19 protein-coding genes and 1 pseudogene are annotated in these 25818 nt (G+C 52.7%); 4 read left to right on the top strand and 16 right to left on the bottom strand.

Features of this window, described 5'->3' with window-relative positions:
• Positions 1-5: 5 nt before the first annotated feature.
• The 7 genes from B1748_RS13250 to B1748_RS13280 form a co-directional block, all read right to left on the bottom strand.
• Positions 6-1691, bottom strand: coding sequence for an extracellular solute-binding protein (locus B1748_RS13250; RefSeq protein WP_087568396.1), 1686 nt, complete (start codon positions 1689-1691; stop codon positions 6-8).
• Between the two features lie 151 nt (positions 1692-1842).
• Positions 1843-2736 (bottom strand): carbohydrate ABC transporter permease, encoded by an 894-nt coding sequence (locus B1748_RS13255; RefSeq protein ID WP_087568397.1) that lies wholly within the window; start codon positions 2734-2736, stop codon positions 1843-1845.
• A 12-nt stretch (positions 2737-2748) separates the two neighbouring features.
• A complete protein-coding gene (locus B1748_RS13260; RefSeq protein WP_087568398.1) occupies positions 2749-3723 on the bottom strand; it encodes an ABC transporter permease in 975 nt (324 codons plus the stop codon).
• Positions 3724-4159: 436 nt separating this feature from the next.
• Complete coding sequence (locus tag B1748_RS13265; protein ID WP_179215568.1) at positions 4160-6499, bottom strand: AraC family transcriptional regulator; 2340 nt, start codon at positions 6497-6499, stop codon at positions 4160-4162.
• A gap of 346 nt (positions 6500-6845) precedes the next feature.
• On the bottom strand, positions 6846-7415 hold the full coding sequence (locus B1748_RS13270) for a delta-aminolevulinic acid dehydratase (RefSeq protein WP_087568400.1): 570 nt from the start codon (positions 7413-7415) through the stop codon (positions 6846-6848).
• 40 nt (positions 7416-7455) lie between these two features.
• A complete protein-coding gene (ppsA, locus tag B1748_RS13275; protein WP_087568401.1) occupies positions 7456-10068 on the bottom strand; it encodes a phosphoenolpyruvate synthase in 2613 nt (870 codons plus the stop codon).
• Between the two features lie 273 nt (positions 10069-10341).
• On the bottom strand, positions 10342-11418 hold the full coding sequence (locus B1748_RS13280) for an ankyrin repeat domain-containing protein (protein ID WP_087568402.1): 1077 nt from the start codon (positions 11416-11418) through the stop codon (positions 10342-10344).
• Between the two features lie 151 nt (positions 11419-11569).
• Here B1748_RS13280 and B1748_RS13285 point away from each other — a divergent pair, with 151 nt between their 5' ends.
• The 3 genes from B1748_RS13285 to B1748_RS13295 all read left to right on the top strand — a co-directional run bounded on the left by B1748_RS13285 (position 11570) and on the right by B1748_RS13295 (position 18149).
• Positions 11570-12841, top strand: coding sequence for a cytochrome P450 family protein (locus B1748_RS13285; RefSeq protein WP_087568403.1), 1272 nt, complete (start codon positions 11570-11572; stop codon positions 12839-12841).
• Positions 12838-15843, top strand: coding sequence for a DEAD/DEAH box helicase (locus B1748_RS13290; RefSeq protein WP_087568404.1), 3006 nt, complete (start codon positions 12838-12840; stop codon positions 15841-15843). Before B1748_RS13285 ends, B1748_RS13290 begins: the two co-directional genes overlap by 4 nt.
• A 119-nt stretch (positions 15844-15962) precedes the next feature.
• Positions 15963-18149 carry a YhgE/Pip domain-containing protein gene (locus tag B1748_RS13295; protein ID WP_306299325.1) on the top strand — a complete coding sequence of 729 codons (2187 nt, stop codon included), beginning with the start codon at positions 15963-15965 and terminating at the stop codon, positions 18147-18149.
• 75 nt (positions 18150-18224) lie between these two features.
• Here the strand turns inward: B1748_RS13295 and B1748_RS13300 are convergent.
• From B1748_RS13300 to B1748_RS13325, 6 genes and pseudogenes are all read right to left on the bottom strand, one after another.
• Positions 18225-18917, bottom strand: a pseudogene (locus B1748_RS13300) (formylglycine-generating enzyme family protein); the annotation flags it as partial.
• Positions 18918-19053: 136 nt separating this feature from the next.
• The gene (locus B1748_RS13305; protein ID WP_087568405.1) at positions 19054-19527 is read right to left on the bottom strand and encodes a GNAT family N-acetyltransferase; all 474 of its coding nucleotides are present in this window, start codon (positions 19525-19527) and stop codon (positions 19054-19056) included.
• 68 nt (positions 19528-19595) lie between these two features.
• Complete coding sequence (locus tag B1748_RS13310; protein ID WP_179215569.1) at positions 19596-20207, bottom strand: PadR family transcriptional regulator; 612 nt, start codon at positions 20205-20207, stop codon at positions 19596-19598.
• Positions 20208-20293: 86 nt separating this feature from the next.
• The gene (locus B1748_RS13315) at positions 20294-21502 is read right to left on the bottom strand and encodes an FAD-dependent oxidoreductase (protein ID WP_087568407.1); all 1209 of its coding nucleotides are present in this window, start codon (positions 21500-21502) and stop codon (positions 20294-20296) included.
• A gap of 228 nt (positions 21503-21730) precedes the next feature.
• Positions 21731-22834 carry a serine hydrolase domain-containing protein gene (locus B1748_RS13320; protein WP_087568508.1) on the bottom strand — a complete coding sequence of 368 codons (1104 nt, stop codon included), beginning with the start codon at positions 22832-22834 and terminating at the stop codon, positions 21731-21733.
• Between the two features lie 144 nt (positions 22835-22978).
• Complete coding sequence (locus B1748_RS13325) at positions 22979-23860, bottom strand: helix-turn-helix transcriptional regulator (protein ID WP_087568408.1); 882 nt, start codon at positions 23858-23860, stop codon at positions 22979-22981.
• Positions 23861-24010: 150 nt separating this feature from the next.
• Between B1748_RS13325 and B1748_RS13330 the strand changes: the two genes are divergently transcribed.
• Entirely contained in the window at positions 24011-24646 is a 636-nt protein-coding gene (locus tag B1748_RS13330) for an FMN-dependent NADH-azoreductase (RefSeq protein WP_087568409.1), read from the top strand.
• 83 nt (positions 24647-24729) lie between these two features.
• Here the strand turns inward: B1748_RS13330 and B1748_RS13335 are convergent, their stop codons facing one another.
• From B1748_RS13335 to B1748_RS13345, 3 genes are all read right to left on the bottom strand, one after another.
• Entirely contained in the window at positions 24730-25056 is a 327-nt protein-coding gene (locus B1748_RS13335) for a type II toxin-antitoxin system RelE/ParE family toxin (RefSeq protein ID WP_087568410.1), read from the bottom strand.
• Entirely contained in the window at positions 25040-25312 is a 273-nt protein-coding gene (locus B1748_RS13340; protein ID WP_087568411.1) for a type II toxin-antitoxin system Phd/YefM family antitoxin, read from the bottom strand. The genes B1748_RS13335 and B1748_RS13340 overlap by 17 nt, the downstream gene beginning before the upstream one ends.
• 115 nt (positions 25313-25427) lie before the next feature.
• A complete protein-coding gene (locus B1748_RS13345; RefSeq protein WP_087568412.1) occupies positions 25428-25814 on the bottom strand; it encodes a hypothetical protein in 387 nt (128 codons plus the stop codon).
• Positions 25815-25818 lie beyond the last annotated feature (4 nt).

Genomic DNA, 25818 nt, shown 5'->3' on the forward strand with positions numbered 1-25818 from the left:
GCTTTCTATTTGCCTTTGTATTGCCGGTCATACGCCGATTGCGTCAGCTCAGCCAGCCGATTGTAGCCGATCTTCTCCAGGTTGGACAAGTAGGTGTCCCAGTCCTTGTCGAGATCGAGATTGCCGGTGACGAACTTGTCGACGCTCTCGTCGAGGTATTTGATGACCGCATTATTCAGCTCTTCCCACTCGGTTGCTTCCGCCTCCGGCATCATGAAGCTGCCCGGCATTTGCTGCTGCGGCCCTTTGCCGACATATTTGTCCTTCGTCTCGTCATAGAGGATCTTCTCATGGTTCCAGGTGCCGGGTGTCACGACCTGGGTATTGCGCCAGTCGGCTGTCATGAACGTGTTCAGGCCATTACCCCAGGTGAAGTTGTTCGGCTGCTCGCCGCTTTTGAGCACATTGTACTTGGCCGGTTGGCCGTCCAGTCCAACCTCGCCCTCCCTGGCCTTCACCCAGACGTCGCCTTCCTCGCCGTACAGATTGTAGTCGCCATCGATGAAGAGCTGATAGATCGCATCGGCGAACCGGAGCGCCAAGGCCGGATTTTTGGCTTCCTTGGTGACGACGAAGTTGCCTGAGCCCAAGCCGAACGCATACTGCTTGGCATACGCGACGCCTTCTTTCCCTGTCAGCGGCGGCAGCGCCACGAATTGCTCCTTGACCTTGTTGTCCTCACTCCAGTCGACGAAGGCCATTGCCCCGGAGGCTACGGCTCCGACCCGATTCTCCTGCGGCGACAGTCCGGTCAGCACCTTCACCTTGTTGTCATCCTGCAGCATGAACTCGGGATCGATCAGCCCTTCCGCATAGAGACGGTTCAGATAACGCAGCCCCTCGCGCCACTCTGGCTGGATCGCCGCCTGGACTACCTGGTCGTCCTGGAGCATCAGACGGTTGCCCGCCTCATTGTAGATGAATGCATTCATCAGGAAGAAATCGATGCCGCCCTGCCACGAGCCGCGTGTCAGCGGGATCTCGTCAGCCTTGCCGTTGCCGTTCGGATCCTTTTCCTTGAACGCCTTCAGCACCTGATAGAATTCCTCGGTTGTCTTGGGCAGCTCCAATCCCAGCTCGTCGAGCCATTGCTGGTTGATCCACATCTTGTGGCTGTACGTGCAGTGGTAGCACTCGTTGATCGCCGGCAAACCGTAGATGTTGCCGTCCGGCGCGGTGATCGCGCTCTCGATGATCGGATTGTAAGCCAGCACCTGCTGGGTGGCGGAGCCGTACTTCTCGATCAGCTCATTGAGCGGCAGGAACAGTCCCTGCGAGCCATAGGCGATCTGCTGGGCGTTGCCGATGCCCCAGGATAGGATGACATCCGGCATATCCGTCTGGCTGGCCAGCATCAGGTTGAGCTTGTCGCGATAGTCCTCCATGTTGGCGCGGACCCACTCGATCTTGATGTTGGTTTTCTCCTCGAAGTACTTGGTGAACCAGTTGTCCTCCAGATTGCCGACCCAACTCGGCGGGCTCGCCCAGACGCGCAGCGTCTCTGTCTCCTTGACGATCGGGAAGGTGCCTGGCTCGGTCAGATTGGCAGCGGTGCCGACCGCCGAGGTCTCGCCGCCCGACGCGACGCCTTCCCCGGCAGGCGTGTCACCGTTCGTGTTGTTGCTGCAAGCGGACAGCAGCAGGATGCCGGCGATCAGCAGCGCGATTGCGATGCGGTAACGTTTTCTCATGTGTATACCCCTCCAAAAGTTGTTAGTGCTTGCGGTGTTGCTCTCTAATCGATCATGTCTTGCCAAAATCGTTCCACTCTCCTGGATACGTACCTTTGCGCATTAAACGCCCCGACTCACCTCCTTCAAGCCTTCACCTCCAGCCAGCTCGCTATCCCTTGATCGATCCGATCATGATGCCGCGGACGAAGTACCGCTGCACGAAGGGATAGAGCAAGATGACCGGCAAGCTAGAGACGACGATGAGCGCGTACTTTAGCTGTTCGCGCAGATTGGCGCGCTCGGCCATCGCCTTCGTATCGACGTTGGCCATCAGGCTCGGATCGACCTGGTTCTGGATGAGGATGGCGCGCAGGATCATCTGCAACGGCATCATGTCGTTGGACTTCAGATAGATGAGCGCGCTCTGGATGTTGTTCCAGTAGCCGATCGCGTAGAACAGACCGTTCACGGCGAGGATCGCCCCCGACAGTGGCAGCGCAATCCGCAGCAGGAAGGCAAAGTCGCTGCAGCCGTCCAGCTTGGCCGCCTCCAGCAGCTCGCGCGGGATGCCACTCTGGAAGAAGGTGCGGGTGATGATCAGATTGTAGACGGCGAGCGCCGACGGCAGGATGACGGCCATCCGGCTGTCGTACAGGCCGAGCTGATTCACGAGCAGGTAGGTCGGGATTAGGCCGCCGCTGAAGAACATCGTAAAGGTGAACAGCATCATAAGCGGCGTCCCGGCCCGGAAGTCCGGGCGCGATAGCGGATACGCTGCCAGGACGGTGAGCGTCAGACTGATCAGCGTGCCGACCACAGTATAGTAGAGCGTATTGGCGAAGCCGAGCCAGATGCCGCCATAGCCGAACACCGCCTTGTAGCCCGAGACGCTGACATCGACCGGCCACAGCCACACCTTGCCCGAGGTGACCGCCGAAGGCGTACTGAACGAGGCGCTGACGATATACAGGATCGGGAACAGCGTAACTGCGAGCGCCACCAGCAGGAGCGCGTCGACTGCCGTCATGAACAGCCGGTCGCCCCTTGTGTCTAGTGATTTCATATGAGGTACCTCCTACCAGAGACTGGATTGACTGAACTTGCGTGCCAGACGGTTGGCGATCAGCAGCAGCGCCAGATTGATCAGCGTATTGAAGAGGCCGATCGCGGCGGCGTACGAGTAGTTGGGCAGCGACGACGCCATCCCCATCTTGTACACATAGGTTGAGATCACCTCGGAGCGCTCGAGATTGAGCGGATTCTGCATGAGGAAGATCTTGTCGAAGAAGCCCAGATTCATCACCTGGCCGACCGCCAGGATGAAGGTAATGACGACCGTCGGCATGATGCCCGGCAGGTCGATGTGCAGCATCCGGCGGAACCGCGACGCCCCGTCGACGACGGCGGCCTCGTACAGCTCCTGGTCGATGCCGGCGAGCGCGGCGATGTAGATGATCGCATTAAAGCCTGCGCCCTGCCAGATGTTCGACCAGGCGTAGATCGTACTGAACCATTCGGGCTTGGTTATGAACATGACCGGATCGCCGCCGAGCATCCGGATGACGTTGTTGATTACGCCGTAGTCCTGCACCGACAGGAACTGTATGAGCATGCCGACGACGACCGTCACCGAGATAAAGTAGGGAGCGAAGGTCGACATCTGCACCCAGCGACGGAAACGTGTGCGTCTCGTATTGTTGAGCAGCAGCGCCAGCAGCACGAACAGCGGGAAGCCGGCGAGCAGCGTGTAGAAGCACACCTCAAAGGTATTAAGGATGATCTGCATCGCATCATAGCTGGTGAAGAACTTCTCGAAATACTTCAGTCCCGCCCAAGCGCTGCCGGTGATGCCGTCGACGGCGCGGAAATCCTTGAAGGCGATCTGCACGCCGTACATCGGCACGTACATAAAGAGAATTAGCCAGATCAGCGGCGGCAGGATCATCAGATACAGTTGGTAGTTGATGCGGGCTTCCTTGCGCCAGCCGCCCATCCAGCGCTGTCGCGGCGTTTTCCACGGCGCCAGTGCTTGTTCGCGTTTTGTGTGCATGGGCAAAACTCCTTTGCTATGTGTAACCGATTGCAACTTTGTCATGTGGAACTGATTACAATCGATGGGACTGACTGAACGTTACCATGGCAGCGGCGCTGCGGGATAGTGGAAGATTGCCGGATGGGCGTGACCGAAGGCGGTTCGGCGAGGTGGAATCTGCGTCGACAGGTTGAATTTGCGGAAGGGACGGGCGGGCCGCATTTTCCGATGCGACCGATGGACGGGCGCGGAGAATCTCTGCTTGTTTCGCCCCCAGTTGGAGGGCCTCCTTAAGCCGGGCAGGTTATTCAAAACGGCCGCCCTCAATATTAGATATTTAATTACAAGAAAACCGCCTTGGCAAAAAGGCGGTTCTTAACGAATCGTATCCCGTTTAGTTCATGGCATGACAGCAGCTTGTTCCATATTCGTCCCTCTAAACTTGGGTAGTAACTCATTGCCGTTGGTCGGCGCTGCCGCCCGTCGTCGACTGCTGGCGATAGACCGTGGGGCTAACGCCATAATATCGCTTGAACGCCTTGTAAAATGTATTGGGCGTGGCGTATCCGCACAGCCTGGAGATGTCCTGCACCGGCACCTCGGGATCGCCCAGCAGCGCCCTTGCTTCGTCCATGCGCAGCCGCTCCAGATGCTGGGTGAAGCTCTCGCCTAGCTGCTCCTTGAACAGCTGCGAGACGTACTTCTCCTTGATGCCTAGCTCCTCGGCGACGCGGGTCAGCGACAGATCGTCCTCCTGGTAGCGGGCCGCCATGAGCGTGATAATCTTCTCCTGCCAGTGATCCTTCTGCCCGCTCCGGCGCGAGCGGGCCAGCTCGGTCAGCTCCAGAAACAATGCCGTCCCCTGATCCAGCAAGGCCGCTGCCGACCGGTGCTCGACCAGCGTCTCCAGCTGACACTCAAGCCTAGCAGCCGTCTCTTTGTCCATCTCGATCGACTTGCGCAGCTTCGCGCCCGTCCCCTTCAACAGATAGGCGAGCTGCGTCGTCATCTTCCGCGATACTCGGACTATGTCCGTGTTGCGTTGACGCAGCTCCTCCAGGATCGCCTGCACCTCGGCGGCATCGCCGGCCTTCACTAGATGGATTAAGCGCATCTCCATGTCGGTAGGATAGTAGAAGTCCTGCCGCTTCTGGCGCAAGTCGGCATAATAGATGCTCTCTCCGTCCGCCGCCTGCTCCAGCGCCTCCAGCGCCTCGTCAAACGAGTTGCGAATGCGGATGAGCCGGTCGCACGCATTGCCGACGCCGAGCGCCAGCTCCAGACCGAGCGCCTCCTCCAGTCGGGCGGAGATGACCGCGCCTGCTGCCTCGAGCCGGTCACGAAAGGTGGCCGGCTGTCCTGTCGTCAGTCCGATCAGCAGCACTGTCCGCCGCTCATCGAGTGGATAAATCCCCATGCTGTAAGGCAGCTCCGACTCGCTGATCTCCTGCAACAGCACCCGCGCCAGCTCGAGCTGCCGGATCATGTCCGCCGTCAGCGGCTGCTCAGGCTCGAAGCTGCGCACCTCGGCAGCCACCACATGGAAAGCCTCGCCCGCCAAGTCAAGGCCCATATGGGCGCGGACCGTCTCGACCTCGCTCTCCTTGGAGAAGCCGCCGCGCAGCAATCTCTCCAGGAAGGTTGCCCGGGCGATCTCCGCCTGCCGGTCGAGGTCGCGCCGCAGCGCCTCTCGGTTCGCGAGCAGGTCGCCGATCGTACCGTCCAGATAACGCCAGGCAGAGACGGATCGGTCCGGGACCGTGGCTTGCTCGCCGAAGCCTGCGACCAGCTTGCGCATGATGCGGTGCACAGGGCGGCTGCTGCGATACGAGAGGAGGATCGCGATCGCAAGCCCGACGAGCAGGGTGACGAGCATCGTCGACAGATACAGATTACGCACAGGGGCCAACTGATCGGAGATGACCGATCGTGGCATTGTCGCCATGTAGGTCCACCCGTTGGCACTTGAGCGAGCATGCAGATCCAGCAGACGTGCGCCGCCCTCGACGCGCTCGGCATAGCCTCGGTCCGATGCCGGCAGCGCCGCCGGCTCGCTGCGCAAGTTCTCTTGGCCGAAGCCGGTTACGACCGTGCCGTCCGCCGCTACGACCTGCACCGCCCCTTTGCCCGGGTCGACCGCTCCCGCTAGCAGGGCCGACAGCTCGCGCGCATCGAGCAGCACCAATACCGCCCCCTTGTAGGTGTTCAAGGCACCAATCGGCACGGTTTGAACATAGGAGACGACGCGATACTCCCGCCCGCCGAGGACGAGACCGGACTCAGGGAAGTAGGCGGCATACTGATAATCCCGCAGCAGTTGCTCTCGCCAGTCGTCATAGGACAGGCCGCCGATTGAGATCACCTTGCCGTAGAAATCCTCCGCGCTGGCCGTCGTATGCACCGAGGAGATGAATGTCCCCTCATCCAGATAGACGATGACCTCGCGGATCAGTCGATTGCTGAGCTTGTACGTCGCCAGACGCTCCGAGATCTCCTTCATCGCGTAGTAGTCTTCGCCGCTATACGGCAGCTTGGAGCCGATCAACCGGCTCAGCTTGGCATCGAGCGCGATCTGTGTACTGACGCTTCGCACCTCGTTCAGCCGCACGTCCAGCAGCGCCATGCTCTGCTCCAGCCGATCAATGCCCGATTCGATGACGTCGCGCTTCTCCTTGTCGAAGGAACGGCTGTACACATAGCCGCCGATGCAGGAGGTCACCGCCAGCAGGATAAGGTAATGGATAATAAATTGCAGAAATACGCCGCGCATGCCGGGCATTGCCTTGCCGTTCATAGCCCCGTGTCCCCCTTCGAGCTCTTGATGAAGATTGTTCGTGCTTCCTATTGTAAGCATTTACATTTCTCTCGAGCATAAGCTGCTTCGCATTAGCGCTCTTTATAGACCCTTACTTTATCATGGAATCGGGCGTTTCCCTAGTGGATTTTGGACGGTTGAACATGACGCAAGCCAGATAAAGGGCGATGACCCGCCTGTGGGAACTCAGCGCCTGCTAGATAGATAAAAAAGGGAGCTACCAGAAGCTAACCGTCATTTTCGTTCCAGTTCTTATTGCAGGCAATAAATCAGGGCACCCCGATATGGAATGCCCTGAATTCATGAAATGACTTGTATTCTTGCTTCAACCGATAGACTGCTGCTCTTTTTCATATAACTGATACATATCCATACCCGTGTCCAGAGACTTGGCGTTTTGGAAAGCTTCCTTGACGCTTCGTTTGTTCTGAATGAGGTCGTAGAAAAACCTCAGAACAAACATGAGCGCGTCATTTCCGTCTGGATAATCATCTGGTCCGATATAGACTTCGCAACCACTGTCGAGAAATGCTTGTGCAGTCTCTCGTTCGCCCAATGAGCATCCGTTGCCGATTACTGTTTTCTCCGCCAGATTGGCAAAACGTCTGATCTCCTCCGGTCCAAAGTCACCCTTGGGTTCTCCGGTTTCATAGACACTTTCGTCCAGTTCCGGCATGATTAATCGGCCTTCATCGCCATGGAAGCAAAGAACGATCATATCCGTATTCGGATATAGGTCCTTACCGGATAAGATATCAATCAGATCATTCGGTCTGCCAATCCAATAAGCAAATACTCTTGCCCCGAAATATTCCAAGGTGCTTCGGATTGCTTGGACTTCCATATCGCAATCAGGTCCGCATACCAATGCTACGTTCATTACAGGTTTACTCATCTTCTTATTCCCTTTGCCACTCACATTTTTCGCCGTCGCACTACAATATTTCTATATATCCTTCTGTTCCATGCACGCGAATTCGTTGTCCATCCTGTATCAATTTGGTGGCATGATCCACTCCGACAACAGCTGGTAAGCCATATTCACGTGCGATCACTGCTCCATGGGTCATCAGTCCACCAACTTCGGTGACAAGTCCTTTTATGGATACAAATAATGGTGTCCAGCCAGGGTCTGTAAAGGAGGTAACTAATATATCTCCATCTTCCAGATCCGCTTCTTCCATATTTAAGATAACACGCGCTCGTCCCTCTATCACTCCGGATGAAACGGGCAAGCCTACAATCGCTTCGTCCGGGAGATTTTCTCGGTTGTACTTACCCATAATGATTTCACCGTCAGAGGTGATAACACGCGGGGGAGTTAGTTTTTCATATAATTTATACTCGTCTTTACGTTTGCTGATGATCTGGTAATCCAATTTATTTGTGCGTACAACTTCGCGAAGTTCTTCAAAAGCGAGATAGTATATGTCTTCTTTATCATGAAGAACTCCCGCTTGTACGAGTTGATCGGCTGCTTTCAATAAAGCCTGCTTATAAACGAAGTAGCGATTCACCATGCCGTATTTTGGATATTCACGATAACCAATGAAATTCCGAATGAGGTCGATCATTTGTTTTGTTTCTTTGGCTTTTTGTTCACCATCTTGGAGTTGTTTCAATCGATCTAATATCTCTTGTTCTTTTTTCAGAGCTTCCAGTCGCCCTTGTTCAAATTTCCGATTGCCTGAACCGGACTCAGATTCTTTTATGTGATTGAGAATCATGGGAATAAGAGTAGTTGGTTTTTCACACCAACGAGTTTTAGTGATATCGATTTCACCAGCACATCTCATGCCATATTTGTTGAGATAAGCCATTATGGTCTCTTGGGTTTCCCGTCCACCCTCAAACTTAACCAATTCATCCAAAAAGCTATCATCTTTTACATGCTGTAAATAATGAATGACTTCTGGAAAAGGACGAATCACATCTGCAACATCCAACAACTCCAGACCCATTTCCGAAGTAATATTGTTGGGTACAGATTGAGACAGCGTGTCTGCTACGTTTTTTTCACCTAACCACTTGTTCATTTTTTCATTGATCCATGTTGAAGCATCCATAGCGGCTATAATCACGCCCAAACCTTTGGGGTCAAATAAAATCTTCGTTAATTGCTGGATATCTTCTAGAATAAAATCAAATAAATCTGATCCTGATTTCGTTTGGATGTTATGTTTTAACTCTTCTATTGATGATTGACTACTCTTAATCAAATCAGAAACGATTGTCGGATCGTGTTCGATTTTTGCTTGATTACCTGAAGACGCCATACCATTATTGCTTTTCTTGGAACTTATTTCTTTTTTATCGTTTGATAATGCCTTTATAAAGTCTCCACGCTCTACAATGGTCATCAGTGCATCTTTTATGAGTGGATCGGATTTCCCCAAGGTGTTTAAATAAATTTCGCTTTCAGATGAAGACAATTGATTTGTTACATCAACAAACAATCTTCCTCCAGCTTTACGCATAGGGGCAGGAGTCGTCAGGAGGAAAAAAGACAGCCCCAATGGTTTCATGGGCTCGGTCATCATTTGTTGATGTCCGACAGATACATAAACGTGATTTTCTTGATCATTCGCTTCAGGGATCGGGTACAAAGTAGTGATTGGACGACTCTGGACAATATAAAATGTATCATCAACCAAACACCATTCGATATCTTGCGGGCCGCCAAAGTAAGCTTCGATCTGTCTTCCTATACGTGCCAGTTGCAAAATCTGCCGATCAGTAAGTGTTTGTATCTTTTGCTGATTGGGATTGATCTGCCGGGTTTCTGTTCCTCCGTCTTTTAGTCCATAGATAGCCAATTTCTTGGTTGCTATCATCTTATCGACGATTACTTCTTCCTTTACTTTATAACAATCGGCAGATACCAAGCCGGAGACCAGTGCTTCTCCAAGACCAAAACCGGCATCGATCGATAGCAACTTACGGTTAGAAGTAATCGGATCAGCTGTAAATAAAATACCTGAAGCCTGTGGCAGAACCATCCTTTGTACGATAACGGATAAATAAACTTGACTGTGGTCAAATCCGTTTTGCATCCGGTAAATTACCGCACGATCCGTAAATAGGGAAGCCCAACATTTGCGTAAATGTTCCAATATGGCTTCTACTCCGACAATATTTAAATACGTGTCGTGTTGACCAGCAAACGAGGCATGCGGTAAATCTTCGGCCGTCGCGCTAGAACGCACGGCATAAGCATGTTTATCGCCATACTGGGTGTGATAGTGAGCAACAGCTTTCACAACATCGGAAGGAATTTCTGCTTCCATAATGATTTGTCTAATCTTCCTGCTGATCTCAGCAATTAGATCTCGATCTCCTGCATTTAGCCGTGATAGTTGATCCAACAAGGATTGCAACGTTTCATTTTGTTTGATGGCTTTTTGATAAGCTTCTGTCGTAACACAAAACCCTTCAGGCACTTGTATTCCTTGAATTTTAGATAATTCCCTTAAATTTAACCCTTTTCCTCCAACGTGCGAAAGCTGCGTTTTCTCCATTTCCTGAAAACCGAGAACCAAAGAACTCAATCAACATCTCTCCTAACCATTAAATTTAGAAAAAACATTTGACAAGAGTTTGCCGGCATGGTATATTTAGAGTATACGATGCCATTCCTTTGCACATTTCTAAAGTGATTGTAATTTGATTATATCATCGTGCCTTGTTTATGTACAATAAAAAGAACCTGATCAAACGATCAGGTTCTTTTCTTTTTATTGATTTCCCCTCCGTTAAAGGTGCTCACCGGCTTGGAGGCCTACGAATAGGGTAGAAGGTTTGTTAAGTCCGACCAGCCGGGTCTATATAGATCCCTCCATAAACCTGATGAGGTAATCCTCGGGCTTGGCGAGGAAGTCGGAGAAGCTGCACAGATCCGCGTAAGTCTTGTGCTCCACGTCATAACAGCCCAGAACCTTGTTCTTCGGGTTCCATACCAGCTGCAGGTCGGAGTAATTGTCGATGTCGGCCGATAGTCGCAGCAGCTTTTGCCTGCCGACCTTCATCTCGATCGTATCGATCCATGCAAAAAAGTCGATATACCGAATGTCATAGTCGTTTGACGCCAGCTCCAGGCGTAGCTTGTCCCCTGTAAGAAAGTCGACCAGCTCGCCTGTTAGTTTATACGTTTTAAGCGCCAGCTTCTTGTTAGCGGCATTATGGAAATCAGCGGGCTCCAGCGATTTCAAATAGTCGGCCATGGCTGCCTGCTTATTGCTGACCGCGATCGTATACGGCCTCTCGCCGTCTTTCTCCGCTATCGTGACGTCCGCGCCTCGCTCCACCAGAAACTTGACCATGTCCATCGCTCCCATGCGCGCGGCCACGGTTAGCGGAGTCGCTTGATAAGGATAGACCATATCCGCTTTGTTGTAATTGATGTCCACGCCCTGGTCGAGCAGGTACGTTAGCGTCTTATAATCATGGTCCGACACGGCTTGACGCAAGACGGGACCGCCATGCGCCCGAATATCCAATCCCAGCTCATGAATAAGCGGAATATGGCTTTTGTTGCCATAGTAAGCCTGCGAATAAGCGCCCGACCCCGTGTGATTGGGCTTGTCCATCCTGGCACCGTGCGCCGCAAGGTAACGAACGACGTCCTCCTTGCCGTAACGAACGGCTCGCAGGAAAGCCGGGTTATGATGGACATTCAAGTTGACGCCATGTTCCACCAGCAGCTTTACGACCTCAAATTTCTGCGATACAAGCGCCAGATCGAGCGGGCTCAGCGTCGTGTGTTTGCTAAGGGCGATACCCTCTTCGATATTCCAGCCAGCCGTAATGGCAGCCTGTAGAGCGGGTATCTCTCCTTTGTAAATGTGCATCGCGATTTCCGGCAGTTGCTCGAATTTCCCGATATCTTTCAGGGCGATCATCCGTATCCCTCCTCCATTAAATTCCCAATCCGCTTATCTCCATTATAAGGATCGCTTATCCGTTGGGCTGTATGCCATCTTAACCATTTATCGTTATAATGGAGGAATGGATTTACGAGCGGCCAAGCTCTAGAAAGGAATATCCGCCATCATGACGAAAATGGAGACCAATCGAATGACCGAGCTAAGCGTTGCCCAGTGGCAGGAGCTGATCGCCAGCTGCGCCCGGGAAGCGGCGAGCAGCCCGTACGAAAGGAACTATGGAATCGAGGTGCGCTCCAAGGTGCGCCCCTTCATGTCGGAAATGACGCCCGAGGAGGCCTGGCTATTCGAGCTAAACGCCTTGCTATTCTTGCTTGGCAAGCAAGCGAACGGCCGCCAATTAAGCTACTCCACCCAAATGGCTGTATCCGAGACGGTTCATGCGCTCGAGAGTCACCTCCATAGCGGCTTGCTGCCGGAGGTTGCGGTCAAGCAACAGGGGCGACTGCTGGAGACGACCGCGTACATGCGCGAAACGGCGCTCGGGCGTGCATGGACTCCGCCCTTTTATCTGGATATTTACGCCGAGCTGTGGATTTCCCTCATTTCATCAAAGGCGGAAGGCCATCGTCTTCTCCAGGAGGAGTTGGTGCATCTGACCGAAGCCGTGGAGACGGTAAACGCTGCGCAGAACGGGGAATTGAGAAACCATGCAAGGTCGGCGGCAGACGTCGGCGCAACGTTTGGCAGTGGATCGAGCAAAGGTAATGGGCTCTTCCCGCTCGTCGCCCGCGCCTGGATGCACTTCTGGCTGGAAGAGGATCAACAGGCTTGGCGGCTGCTCGGAGCGGCGGAGCGGCATGGGCTAGAGCTTGAGCAGGTGTTCCGCTTTCTGCGCCTGCTGGAGGAGAGCGGCAATTGGACCCGGCTTGAAGCCTGGCTGAGCCATTGCGCGAACGAGCAAGTCGGGCGCAGCCCCCGCAGCCTTGGCGAATATGGACGCTACTGGGATGCCGTCGCCCGGGCATTGCCGGAGGCCGAGGAACGAATGTGGAGCGCGCTCGCGAGCCTGCCTCCCTACTGCAGCAGCCTGTACGTGGCGAAATTGATGCGCTATGGCCGTTGGCGGCAGTGGATCGATTATCAGCTTAGCCACGGCAGCGATCCGTTCGGCTTTCGAGCGAAGGATCTGCAGCCCATCGAGAAGGAGGCGCCGGAAGCGCTGCTGCCTTTCTACCACCAAGGCGTGGAGAGATACGTGCTGCAGAAAAACCGCGACGGCTACAAGCGGGCGGTCAAGCTGCTCAAACGGCTGGCCAAGCTGTACAAGAAGCTAAAGCGCGAGCAGCGGTGGGAGATGTACATCGAGACATTCGCGGGCCGGCATAGCAGGCTGCGGGCCCTCCAGGAAGAGCTGCGGAAAGGAGGGCTGATTCCATGACATCAGCTACTTTAAACCTGGATACCCTCGCGGTTCGGATGATGCTGACGTCGCACGGCGACGCGTTGTTCTTCGCTGACCCGGATTCGCTTCGGGAGTGGACCGGACTTGAGCTTAAGCATCGCCTGTTCGCCTGGCACGAGCCGTCCTTCTACGGCACCGAGCTGGAGGTCGTCAAAGTCGGGGAGCTCGAGGCCGTCGTGCTTCCCGCCGAAGAGGTCATCTCCTTCTTCGCTTCGAGGCCGCTCTTGGCGCATATCGAGTGGAAATGGGAGGACGATGCCGCGCGCTTGGCATCATTGGCTCCATTGCTGGGCGAGTGCCTGGAGAAGGGATTGTACGCCCCCGACCTGGCGGCTTACCGCAGCGGCTCGCTGCACTGGAGTTGGGATGCGGCGGCGGCCCTCGCAACCTTCGGACAGGCTCGCCGCGACGAGCTGGATCTGGAGCGCGCTGGCTGGAATGATGAGGCGCGCGCCGGGCTGAAGGCAGCCTTCTCGGCGGCCGTCACGTGCCGTTACTACGGCACGGAGGCGGACGAGGCGGAGCTGCGCCGGGAGTTTCCGGCTCTGTTCGCGCGAGGGCAAGCGAGTGCCGCGACGGCGGGGCTCGATGCCGAGTCCTGGCTCGTGCAGATCGGCTGGAAAGCGGATGTCGCGCCTTTCCGCCCCCTGCTGCAGCTAATCGAGCCGTGGGAGGGCGACGAGCACCCCCGCTGGCGGCTGCGGTTTGTGCTGCAGGACAAGAGCGATCCCGCTACGCTTCGAAGAGTGCGGCTCGGCGACGGCGGCGAGGCGACCGGCAAGTGGCCCGACGCGTGGGCGGAAGCCATCCGCAGCCGCTCGGCCGGTTGGCTGAAACGGCTGCGGGCCAGCCTTCCGCACGATCGGCTGTCGCGCGGCGAGGACGTGCTCGGCAAGCCGCTTGACGACGAGGCGGCCTGGCGGTTCCTCAACACAGACAGCCGCCAACTGCTCGAAGCCGGCTGGCAGGTTCTGCTTCCCGCATGGTGGGAAGCGGCCAGCCGCAAGAAGCCGCGGCTGCGCGCGGCGGTGCAGTCGGAGGACGAATCCAAGAAGCGCGGCCGCGGCAAGTCGCTATTCGGACTGGAAGCGATTCTGAACTTCGACTGGCGCATCTCCATCGGCGACGCCGACCTGAACGAGCAGGAGTTCGACGAGCTGCTCGCGCGAGGGGAGCGTCTCGTGAAGTTCCGGGACCGCTGGATCGTGCTCGACCCGGCGTTGATCGCCCAAATCCGCCGCATGATGGAAGGCATGGACAAGAGCCAGGGGCTGAGCTTCCAGGATGTGCTGCAATTGCATCTGCTCTCGCAGGGCGAGGCGGACGGCGACGCGGATGGCGGGGCGTCGGACGCTGGTGCAGAGACTTCCACGGCCGATGCGGCCCGCGTTGAGCTCGAAGTTGAGCTCAACGCGCATTTGACCGGGCTGATGGCCAAGATCAACCAGCAGAGCGAATGGCCTCGACTCGATCCGCCGGCCGGTCTTCGTGCCGAGCTTCGCAGCTACCAGCAGGATGGGTTCGCCTGGCTGGCTTTTCTCCGCCGCTTCGGGCTCGGGGCCTGTCTCGCGGACGACATGGGCCTCGGCAAGACGGTCCAGCTGATCACCTACCTGCTCCACGCCAAGGAGCAAGCGGACGAGGGAATGCGGCTCCCTTCGCTGATCGTCTGTCCCACGTCGGTGCTCGGCAACTGGCAGAAGGAAATCTCACGCTTCGCCCCGTCCCTGCGGGTAGCGATGCATTACGGCTCCGGGCGAAAGAGCGGCGACGCGTTTCGGCAAGAGGCCCGCAGCGTTGACGTCGTGCTGACCTCCTTTGCTACCGCCTCGCTCGACCAGGAGACGCTGTCCGGGTTCCAATGGGGCGCCGTCTGTTTGGACGAGGCCCAGAATATCAAAAACGCCGGGACCAGGCAGGCCATGGCGGTCAAGAGCTTTCCCGCGCTCCATCGCATCGCGCTCACCGGGACGCCGATCGAGAACCGGCTGGCGGAGCTATGGTCGATCTACGATTTTATCGTGCCCACCTACCTCGGGACCGCCAAGGCGTTCCAGGACCGGTTCGCGGGCCCGATCGAGCGCGAACAGGACGGGCGTCGCACGGCGGAGCTGAAGAAGCTCGTAAAACCTTTTATGCTGCGACGCAAGAAAAAGGATCCCGCCATCCAGCTCGACCTGCCGGACAAAAACGAGATGAAGACGTATGTTCCGCTGACGTCCGAGCAAGCTGCCCTGTACGACAATTGCGTCAAGGAGCTGCTCGAGAAGCTGAAGAAGCTCGACGGCATTCAGCGCAAAGGCGCGATTCTCGGAGCGCTGACGCGGCTCAAGCAGGCATGTGACCATCCGGCTCTATTGGATGAGGATACGGGACCGGAGCCGGAGGATGGCCCGCTACAGACGGAGGCGATCGTCGCCCGCTCCTCCAAGCTCGAGAGGCTGTTGGCGATGGTCAAGGAGCTGCGCGAGTCGGACGAGCGCTGCCTTATCTTTACGCAGTACATCGGCATGGGCAAGATGATCCAGGATGTTCTGCAGCGCGAGCTGGGCGAGCCCGTGCTGTACCTGAACGGCAGTACGCCGAAGGTGCAGCGCGACCGGATGGTCGAACGGTTTCAGTCCCGCGACCTTCCGCCGTCCGAGCAGCCGAACGTGTTCATCCTCTCCCTCAAAGCGGGCGGCGTCGGGCTTAATTTGACCGCGGCGAACCACGTCTTCCACTTCGATCGCTGGTGGAATCCGGCCGTCGAGAACCAGGCGACCGACCGCGCCTACCGGATGGGCCAGACGCGCGACGTGCAGGTGCATAAATTCATCTCGCTCGGCACCCTCGAGGAGCGCATCGACGAGATGCTGGAGAACAAGCAACAGCTAAGCGACAACGTCATCTCCAGCTCGGAGGGCTGGATTACCGAGCTTTCGACGGATGCGCTGCGGGAGCTGTTCTCGCTGCGGCGGGACTGGCCGCGCGATTGAGCGGGATTCGCCCAATCTTCGGTCGCCTTCACCTTCAAGCGGATAGATATTGATAAATTGGGTGCCATTGGGCATGCTACTTTATTGGAATCATGATCTGGAAGCTTGGAGGGATACGTATGGCGCGGATTCAAACAGCTTTGAAGAATATGGGAATGAACAAGATCAGTTTCATATATGTCAATGATATTCGCGGTATTGTCCGGAATTGGGCCGCTCTTGTCATCGTCTTGGGGCTTGCCGTCCTGCCTTCTCTTTATGCCTGGTTTAACATTGAGGCATCATGGGATCCATACGGACGCACGGGTGAACTTAAAGTAGCCGTGGTCAACAAGGACAAGAGCGCGACGCTGCGCGGAACGCCGATTAACATCGGGGAAGAAATCATCGCTTCGCTGCAACGAAACCGCGCAATCGGCTGGGTATTCACGGACGAGAGGCAAGCCCTTCAAGGGGTGGAACATGGAAGGTACTACGCCAGCATTACCATACCGGAGAACTTTTCCGCTCGTATTTCCACCGTGCTGTCGGACAACCCTGAGAAAGCCGTACTTGTCTACACCGTCAACGAGAAGATCAACGCGATTGCACCGAAAATAACCGCCCAAGGTGCAAAAGGCATTATTAATGAAGTCAATCATCAGTTCACCAAGACCGCTTCCGATATCATATTCCGGATATTCAACGAACTCGGGATCGGGCTTGAGAGCAACCTGCCGGACATCGTCAAGATTCGCGATGCCGTCTTTAGCCTGGAATCGATCATTCCGGAGCTGAATCAAACCGTAGACATCATCGCGCGGGATGCATCCATTGCCAATGAACGGATACGCAAGCTGCAAAGCAATCTGCCGATCGTGACGGAGCTCGCGAAGGAAGGAGCAGACTTTGCCCAACGCTTGGGCGAATTCCTTGACCACAGCTCGGCTGTTATGGATGAAGCGGCGCCCGCTATCAAGCTGCAGCTTGCCTTGCTGCAACAAACGGCGAATGCCGCGGCATCGCTGACGGATATCCTTCGGAACGACCATTCGGACCTGGAGCAGGCGAATCAAACATTAACCGATCTTTCCCAACGCCTGACCGCCGCTTCCGATCGAGTAGGCAAGCTAATATCCTTGTTCGAACGGCTCGCCCCATTCAGTAATGGCAGCATGCCCTTGCCGGTAACGGATAAATTGCGGGAGATCGAGAATCGCTTCAATCAGCAACGAAAATTAGTCGATGGGATCGCGAAGGCCATCGACCAAGGCGCGCAGCCTGCCGATAAACTGATCGACGAATTGAACAGGATAGCGGGTGAGACTTCCGACGCTCTCGGAAGCATCCTTGACCGTTATGATGAAGAAACAACGCCGAGCATAAGCCAGGCCATCGATCATGCGAAACAAAACGTTGCCAAGACTCGAACCCTGCTGGCGGATGCGAACGAAGCGCTTCCCGATGTCGAGCGGATGGTTGCCGATGCAGCCAAGCTTCTGGACGTCGGCGAACAGAAGTTTGCCGATCTGAAGCAAGAGCTGCCCGAAGCCGAGAACAAGGTAGGAAAGCTGGCGGACCGGATCCGGGAGCTTGAAAAGATGGGGAGCTTGGACGAGCTTATTGATCTTCTAAAAAACAACAACTCGCTGTTGAGCGACTTTTTTGCCAACCCTATCGTTTTAGAGGAAAAGACGCTGTTTCCGATTCCCAATTACGGCTCGGCTATGTCGCCCTTCTTCACTACGCTTTCCTTATGGGTTGGAGCGTTGTTGCTCGTCTCTCTGCTCACGGTCGAAATCCATCATCCCGATGTACCTTATCGCAGCTATCAGGTTTACTTCGGCCGCTTTCTGAGCTTTCTTACGATAGCTCTATTACAGTCTTTGCTGGTCACGCTTGGGGATATGTGGCTGCTCCGAACATACGTCTTGGATAAGCTATGGTTTATCGTATTCGGTTTGTTGTTGAGCGCCGTGTTCATGTTGATCGTATATACGCTCATCTCGGTATTCGGGAATGTCGGCAAGGCCATGTCGATCGTACTGTTAGTCCTGCAATTGGCCGGTTCCGGCGGGACATTCCCGATCGAGGTGACTCCCGCCTTTTTTCAGGCCATACATCCGTTCCTGCCGTTTACCTATGGGATAAGCATGATGAGGGAAGCAGTCGGCGGGATCCTGTGGGACATCGTCCGCCGGGATTTGCTGGCAATGGCCGCTTTTGCCGCAACTGCGCTGTTCATCGGGCTTGCTTTGAAGAATTCCATCAATCGTATGTCCGCCCGTTTCGTACGAAAGGCGCGGGAGAGCAAGCTCATTCATTAACGCGTCGTCCACAAGCGCTATTCGAAAGCCAAGGTCATCTATCTTGAACTCAGGCATGCTTTTCCTTCTAACCGTTGAACCGCAATTGTTCTCAACCTCAGCCCAACTGCCTCCTCGGAAGACCCTGTAGTTCCCATATCGGTTAGGATCATATAAATCCCAGCACCATTCCCAAACATTCCCGATCATATCGTAAAGGCCCCAGGGGTTGGGAAGCCGCTTTCCGACTTGTTGAGCTGATCCATTGGCGTTTTCTTGATACCATGCGATCTGATCAATTGATGCATATCGATACCCGGTGGTCCCCGCTTTACATGCATATTGCCATTCAGCGTCTGATAGCAGTCGAAAACCGTTCGCCTTGTTGTTATATATTGTGTTCTCGCTTTCTCCGGCGATTGTGTAGCATTCATTCCTGCCAAACCTTCTGGACAATTCGTTGCAAAAGACAAGCGAGTCTATCCACGAAACTTCCGTAACGGGGAGGTTGCGCACGTTCGGTTCTACTTCTACTCCGTGCAATACAAAATGATACATATGTTGTGTTACCGGATACTTCATGACAAAGAAAGGTTCGATCGTTTCCGTCCATGTAACAACCTTTCTTTCGCGTCCGTTGCCAGGGTCTGCTAAAGTGTAATCCGAACTAAGCCATTTATTCGTATTTATATAATCGCGTAGTTCAACGGATCCGCCCTCTATTGGCACCATCATATTCATGATGTCTCTTAGAAAACGCTCTTTGTCATTTCCGTACTTTTCGATCATGTTATTCAACCCCTTTGTCTAGCCACTGAGGAGAATTATCTCATAGCGATGGCTCATTTAGAAGGGGTCCGAAGGTTCGTCGCTTAGTGCCTGTGCTCTTTATCCTTCATTCGCGACGCTCTCATTTGTGGGTGAGCTATTCCAATTCTTTTGCGAACAATACACGATCTTGCCCTTTTCCATCATAGTCAGCCGTAAACTGCGTACCGCCAATCTCGTTGTTTCCTTTCTCAATCCTGAATCCCATACGTATGTGAAAAGAGATTGAGGTTTCGTTTACAGGTGATGTGACGCAACGAACAACTTTGCATCCCTTCTCATAAGCCGTTGCGAAAAAATTCCGATACAGGCTTTTGGCAACGCCATTTTCCCTGTATTCCGGATGCACACCAATGAAGTGTACGTATGCTTCAGTCGGATAAGTTTGCGAGACAAACCCGATAAGGAAGCCCCTCATTTGACCGTCGCTTTCAGCTACAAAACTTGTATCCCGAAAATGTTGGAAGAATAATTTGGGCAGCATGTCAGCCATATGCCGACCGCCCCACCAATCATCGATAACGGATATCACAGGTATATAATCGGATTCAAGTACTTGTCTTATATTCATAAATGAAACCCCTTTTTCAAAACCCGCAAATTCTTGAGCCCCTTCGCGTTGGCAGAAAAGAACATGACTTAGTCGCCAGATCTAAAAGCGAGGATCCAGTTCCATTCCCCATCTTTTTTTTCGGTTATGACCCCATTTTCAATGTCATTCATTAATTCACCAATCCAGTTCCGTTCAGCTTCAAGCAAAGCGAGCGAATATTCCTGTTCAATAACGAACAGCCGATCGATTCCCATGGATCGGGTCGTCTCCATCGAAGAACGAGTATCCTGAATTTGATAACTGAGTGCTGCGGTTCTTTCCGTTAGAAGTTTCAACACTTCTCTTGGCGTCAAATGAGCCAGAAAAGAAAGTCCCGCCGCAAATTGCGGATATTCTTTCGCAGGCAACCGCAATAATGAGCTTAGCCAATCGAAAAACTCCGCTTTTCCTGCCTCCGTAGGGCCATAGATCGTCCGTTCGGGATGCCTCCCCTCCTTTTCCGTGCCAACCTCTTGGATCAGCCTGTTTTTCAATAAGACGTCGATGACTGCATAAAGCGAACCCGTGTTCAATTTGATGCTGTCCGAAAGCCCGCGCTGCCGCATCGTAACCCCGATTTCATAAGGATGCATCGGCCGTTCGTGCAGTATAGACAAGATAGCCAGCGCCAGCAAATTGCTTCGTTTGGGTTTAGGCAAGCGGCTCCCACCTTTCTTATTCCGTTTGTTTACTATTATAGCCCACTTGTTGATGCCCGCATAAGATGCCGACATGATCTCCGAACTCAGAGAGTGACCTTATCGCTCCAATCGACCTTGTAATCGTACATCCAGCTATGCGAATCTTTATTGGCTGATTTCAGAAACATGGGCAGCATTAGATCCCGGAAGAACACCTGGACCGGATTAGTTGCATGCTTGCGCTGTCCGATGCTTCTCGAATAATGCACAATCCGTTCCACCCTTTCGCGGCGCAGGTCCTTGAACTTGGTGAATGCCTGTTCCATATTCGGAATATCGCGCACGCATTGCGCCAGGACGATTGCATCTTCAAGCGCAAGCGATGCGCCCTGTCCGGCGTTGGGAGATGTTGCATGAACGGCGTCGCCCAGCAGCACGACGGACCTATTGTGCCAGACCGGCAGCGGCGGCATATCGTATATCGGGTAGACGCCGATTTCCTCCTTAGTCGCACGCACGATTTCCGGGAGCGGCGGGATGTCGTTGGCATACAGACCGTCGATGCGCTTGCGCCACTCTGCTTGCGAGATGCTTTGCAGATCCCTGCGGGTCGGCGTTCCTGGGTAATCTATATTGCCGAACCAGTAAACCTCTCCGTCGTTTCTGACGGTATATCCGAAGAATGCGCGTTTACCGAATACCATCGTTTGGATCCCATGCTCGTTAGGAATGTTCGCGCCCCGCAGAAATCCGCCGAAGCTAATTAGTCCGGTATAAGAGGGTTCGGGCGCATCCGGAATAACCAGCCTTCGTGTACGGGAATGAATGCCGTCGCAGCCGACCATGAAATCTCCCGAAGCGGACGTACCGTCCTCGAAGAAAGCGGTCACTATACCTTTCTCCTCCGTGTCAACTTTCTCCAGCTTCTTTCCGAATACAATCGGGATACCCTGACGCAACGCTTCTTCTCGAAGCACGCCATGCAGAATTCCCCGCTTCACCGTGTAACCTTGCGGTTCCCCAGACGTTCGGCCAATGTTACCTAGCGGCTTGCCCTTCCCGCTTACCATCTTCATCGCACGCATCGGTATGCCTGCTTGCCGGATTTCATCGTCGATTCCCAGTTCCTTCAACACGCGAAGACCGTTGCGCGCCAGATTGAGGAACAAGCCTGCATACTCGTCCTTTTGATTGTCCGCTTCGTAAATAACCGGATCGATTCCCGCTCTCTTTAGAAAAAGAGCTGTTGCGGGTCCCGCAATTCCACAACCGATAATCAGCGCTTGACGACGCTTATGGTTTTGATTTTCCATCCGTCAACATCCTTTCAGTCTATTCAATTTCTATTAGTTTATTTAGACTATATTATTTCGACTAAACTTAGTCAACTATTATTTCAACAACGTTTGCATTCTCGCGTATGTTTATGGATACAAAGAAAAGCCCAGACCGTGTGAGGTCGGGCTTCAACTTGCAGGTAAATGCGGCTCTAAACCTAATTCACTGTCGGCGCTATACGGTCACCTTGAATTTTAGGCCTTCTATTCGTCGCGCTGGGCTGGCTCGATTCCGGAAAGTTCCTTTAACACTTTATATATAAAACGAATGCTTGGACCCGAATAACCAACTTTATTGAAACTGCCGATTACATGAAGATCCAGTGCCGGATTATACAGCATAAATGATCCCGTTGAGCCTAAATGCCCCCAAACATTATACTTTGGCATAAAAGCGACCATTCGAACTCTCATCAGACCATACCCGTAATCCATACCCACCCGTATTTTTCTCCACTTTATCATTTGTTGGAGGGATTGTTCGGAAATGAGACGATTGGCTGTGAGAGCCATCATAAACCTTAATAAATCCTCGGAAGTGCTAACCATTTGGCCGGCTGCGTAATTGCTGGAGAAGCTTCGGTAATCCTCAATATTGATTTCTTTTCCCAAGCAATTAACATGGGCTATAGGCAAATCGCATTTCTCTGCCGGTTGCGAGAATTGGGATAAATAGGAGTTTTTCATACTAAGCCTATCAAAAATATACTCATGAAGCACTTCGTGGTAAGGTTTCGACGCTATTTTTTCGATAATCAGCCCTAAGAGGTTAAAGCCCGTGTTCGTATAACGGAGGCCCTTTCCAGGCGCAAACCGGGATTTGAGATATTGTTTTGACCACTCGATGGTGTCCGATGGTGTCCACATGCGATTAGGATCATGAAGCAAAACCTCGATAAATCTGCCGTGTTTCGTCTTATCCTCATAATAATCCGGCAAGCCCGAAGTATTGCTGATAAGATGTTCAATACGAATCTCACCGGAATAATTCCTGCCTTTATAGAGATGTAAGTTTGTTAATACACTTTCGGGAAGATGCTTCGAGATAAGGTCGGCATAACTCAACTTGCCTTCTTCGACGAACATGGCGATGATGACAGCAGTAAACGTTTTCCCAATGCTAGCCGCATGATAGGGCTGTTCTGGGCCTGCGCTCCTCTCGCCCGTTTGACCACAAGCCATATTCCAATGAATGTTCAGTTTGTCTGAGTGTAGGAGTAAATACCCATTATGGAGGTTGGAATCGGAATTCATCATTTCTCTGAACGTAGAATCAATTCGTTTCTGGGCTCTTTCTTTAGTTCCCATCATCATCAACCTTTCAGGCGTTTAATTGATCCATGAAATCAAACTATTCATCACCAAGTCCCGAAACAAAACGGGATACTCCGCCGCAAATTGCAGACTAGCCAGCCCTATATCTTGAAAAGAATGCCAAAGAAAACACACAGGCTATCGGCCTGTGCATTTGTAATCGAAAAAGACCCGTCCATGACCTTCAATGACAACACCTTCGGATCCGGGATATTTACCATCTGTTTTTTGTGTTGGGATGTAGACGGTTAGAGCCGTCCCCTGATCTTCACAACGGTAGAACTCATGTGCTTCCAATTGCAGTCTTCCCCCCTTAGGATGCACGATCTCAACCGCTCCTGTAAGCTCGCAACGTACGTCGTGATCGATCCACCATTCCCTAAATTCCGCACTTTGTTCTGACAGCGCGGCAATAAATTCGCCGTACCACGGGTCCCCCATATTTCGGGCGTAATAGGTGCGGAATTGCGCCAACAGATTTTTAGCCACACGCTCCCAATGGACGTACATAAGACGAATCTCCTTCATTGTAAACATCCGCCAAATCATATTATTGCAGTACTTCTCTCCACTACTGAAACTACCGATGACAAGGGGAGCCACCCGGTTCCAGGCGAGTATGTTCCACCTTTGATCTGAGATAAAAGCGGGAAAATCGGCAAATTGATCCACGATAATTTGAAAAGACGGAGGAGCCGCGGTACCGGGATTAAGAACTGGGAGAAGTGGGGGGCGCTGATTCGCTAATGTATACAGATAAATTCGTTCGTCCCTATCGAGTTTGAAAGTTCGTACTAAACTTTCGAGGATCTGTTCGGATACCCGGATATCGCGGCCTTGTTCAAGCGCCGTGTACCACGGCAAGGAAATGCCGGACAGGACGGCAACTTCCTCTCTGCGCAATCCTGACGTCCGACGCTTTGGACCCACGTAGTTCAATCCCACATCTTGCGGAGATATCCGGAGACGGTGGGTCTTGAGAAATTTCGCCAACTCTTTATGGCGTTGTTCGTCGTTCATTCTAACCGCCTCCCCTAACTGATAGAAATTATATTAGATTACCGACTATTACTATAGATAATATTACTATAAATGCTAGTCTTTTTCATTCCCTCCCCAAGGCATATACTGAGTTCGAAACCGAATCTATTTGGAAGGATTGAGCATGGAATGACAACTGTTCTTTATATTACCGCACATCCGCAAAACGGGTCAGAATCGTACTCCATATCGGCTGGAGAAGCGTTTATCGATGAATATCGGATAGTCAATCCCGGGTGTGAGATCATTCACTTGGATTTATATAAAGCCGACGTCCCGTCGCTGGATGCGGATATTATAAACGGGAGGAGCAGGTTGAACGAGGGGGTGGAACTAGAGCAGTTGCCGGAGATCGAACGAAGCAAAATCGTCCGCTTGGACAAGTTAATCAGCCAATTTATTCAAGCGGACAAATACATTTTTGTAAACCCGATGTGGAATTTCTCATATCCGCCAGTTATGAAAGCCTACATCGACGCCATAACGGTGGCGGGCAAAACGTTCTCATACACAAAAAACGGTCCAATCGGATTACTTCAAAATAAGAAAGTGCTGCATATCCAAGCGAGCGGTTGGGTCTATTCGGAGGGCCCGGACGTCGAGGAAGAAATGAGCCATCGTCATCTGAAATCAATCATGCGTTTTATCGGCATAACCGATTTGCATGCATTATTTATTGAGGGGCATGACCAATATCGCGACAGGGCTAGAGCAATAAAAGCGGAAGGTTTAAAGCGTGCACGCGAACTTGCGGCTACATTCTAGAGATCATCATATCGTGCTGGAAATAATACCGACCTTCCAAGTAAAAAAAGCAGCCACTCGCCATCGAGCGGCTGCTTTAATCATTATTCAAATGAGCCAAACAGCTCACGCAAGTAATCTCTACGCCCATGCAAAATACGGTGGATGACTATTGTTTCATTCATAATCCTGTAAAATATCAGATACGGATTTACTACAATAAATCGATATCCTCGTTGAATAAGGGAATATTCGTCGTCCGATAATACAGAACCTTTATTGGGGAAATCCGCCAAGCTTGAAATACTATAGTTTAATTTATTCAGCATATCCCCCGCCATATCAACATTATCTTGTGAAATATACGAAAAAATCTCGTCCATATCATCAACTGCTGCCGGAGTATATTTGATCTTATTCTTTTGCGGCATCGATCTTCCTCCGCATTCTTTCCATTACCTGATCATGATCAAGTAATTCTGAACCTTCGGCAATCTGCTTTTCCGCTACTAAAAGCTTAGACTGCAACTTGATGCGAGCCTCCATTCGCCGATATGTCTCATGACTCATTACAACTAAATCCGCTTCTCCATTACGTGTCAAAATCACTGGCTCATCCATTTCATGGCAATATTTCGAAAATCCGTTGTAATCATGTCGAATTGTTGTTGAGGGTTTGATATTCATTATTAACAACCCCTTCCCGAATGACATTATTCTGACTACATTATATCATTAAAAAGACACTTACTGCTATCTTTCGCTTTGCCACTATTTGCGATACGGTTTAACTTAACGTGCCCTACTTATTTATAATTTCCCAGTTTTGTTCGGCAATCTTTCCCCCAAATAACTGAAGGAGCGCAGACTCGATAAACGCAAAGCTAACCATGTATTTCTGGGGAAATTCGCAGGCTTGACCGCCTACCGTAATTTCAACAAACTCGTCTTCTTCCTCCAACGGACCGAGAAGGTTATGAATCGCAGAGTCGGTCTCCACAGTAACAATGAACTCGTGACCTCCGCCGCCGATCATAATCATGTTCCCCTCGTAGCTAATCGTGACGAGACTTCGTGTAAAGCCATCCATCCGCCGGATGATGTCCAGGCACGTTTCAAGCGATGCATGGAAATGCTCAATCGTATTCGCCACAGCCCCATTCCGCTGTTCCTCGTAAACAGTAATCACCGGT

Source organism: Paenibacillus sp. MY03, from assembly GCF_002165585.1.
In the GTDB taxonomy this organism is placed as follows: Bacteria; Bacillota; Bacilli; order Paenibacillales; family Paenibacillaceae; genus Pristimantibacillus; species Pristimantibacillus agaridevorans.

Bases quoted from the DNA above. Each gene is read 5' to 3' on its own strand.
- B1748_RS13335 (WP_087568410.1), bottom strand. From the start codon at position 25,056: ATGCCGCAAAAGAATAAGATCAAATATACTCCGGCAGCAGTTGATGAT.
- B1748_RS13305 (WP_087568405.1), bottom strand. From the start codon at position 19,527: ATGAATATAAGACAAGTACTTGAATCCGATTATATACCTGTGATATCC.
- B1748_RS13250 (WP_087568396.1), bottom strand. From the start codon at position 1,691: ATGAGAAAACGTTACCGCATCGCAATCGCGCTGCTGATCGCCGGCATC.
- B1748_RS13320 (WP_087568508.1), bottom strand. From the start codon at position 22,834: ATGGGAACTAAAGAAAGAGCCCAGAAACGAATTGATTCTACGTTCAGA.
- B1748_RS13255 (WP_087568397.1), bottom strand. From the start codon at position 2,736: ATGAAATCACTAGACACAAGGGGCGACCGGCTGTTCATGACGGCAGTC.
- B1748_RS13260 (WP_087568398.1), bottom strand. From the start codon at position 3,723: ATGCACACAAAACGCGAACAAGCACTGGCGCCGTGGAAAACGCCGCGA.
- B1748_RS13330 (WP_087568409.1), top strand. From the start codon at position 24,011: ATGACAACTGTTCTTTATATTACCGCACATCCGCAAAACGGGTCAGAA.
- B1748_RS13290 (WP_087568404.1), top strand. From the start codon at position 12,838: ATGACATCAGCTACTTTAAACCTGGATACCCTCGCGGTTCGGATGATG.
- B1748_RS13295 (WP_306299325.1), top strand. From the start codon at position 15,963: ATGGCGCGGATTCAAACAGCTTTGAAGAATATGGGAATGAACAAGATC.
- B1748_RS13270 (WP_087568400.1), bottom strand. From the start codon at position 7,415: ATGAGTAAACCTGTAATGAACGTAGCATTGGTATGCGGACCTGATTGC.
- B1748_RS13315 (WP_087568407.1), bottom strand. From the start codon at position 21,502: ATGGAAAATCAAAACCATAAGCGTCGTCAAGCGCTGATTATCGGTTGT.
- B1748_RS13285 (WP_087568403.1), top strand. From the start codon at position 11,570: ATGACGAAAATGGAGACCAATCGAATGACCGAGCTAAGCGTTGCCCAG.
- B1748_RS13265 (WP_179215568.1), bottom strand. From the start codon at position 6,499: ATGAACGGCAAGGCAATGCCCGGCATGCGCGGCGTATTTCTGCAATTT.
- B1748_RS13340 (WP_087568411.1), bottom strand. From the start codon at position 25,312: ATGAATATCAAACCCTCAACAACAATTCGACATGATTACAACGGATTT.
- B1748_RS13325 (WP_087568408.1), bottom strand. From the start codon at position 23,860: ATGAACGACGAACAACGCCATAAAGAGTTGGCGAAATTTCTCAAGACC.
- B1748_RS13280 (WP_087568402.1), bottom strand. From the start codon at position 11,418: ATGATCGCCCTGAAAGATATCGGGAAATTCGAGCAACTGCCGGAAATC.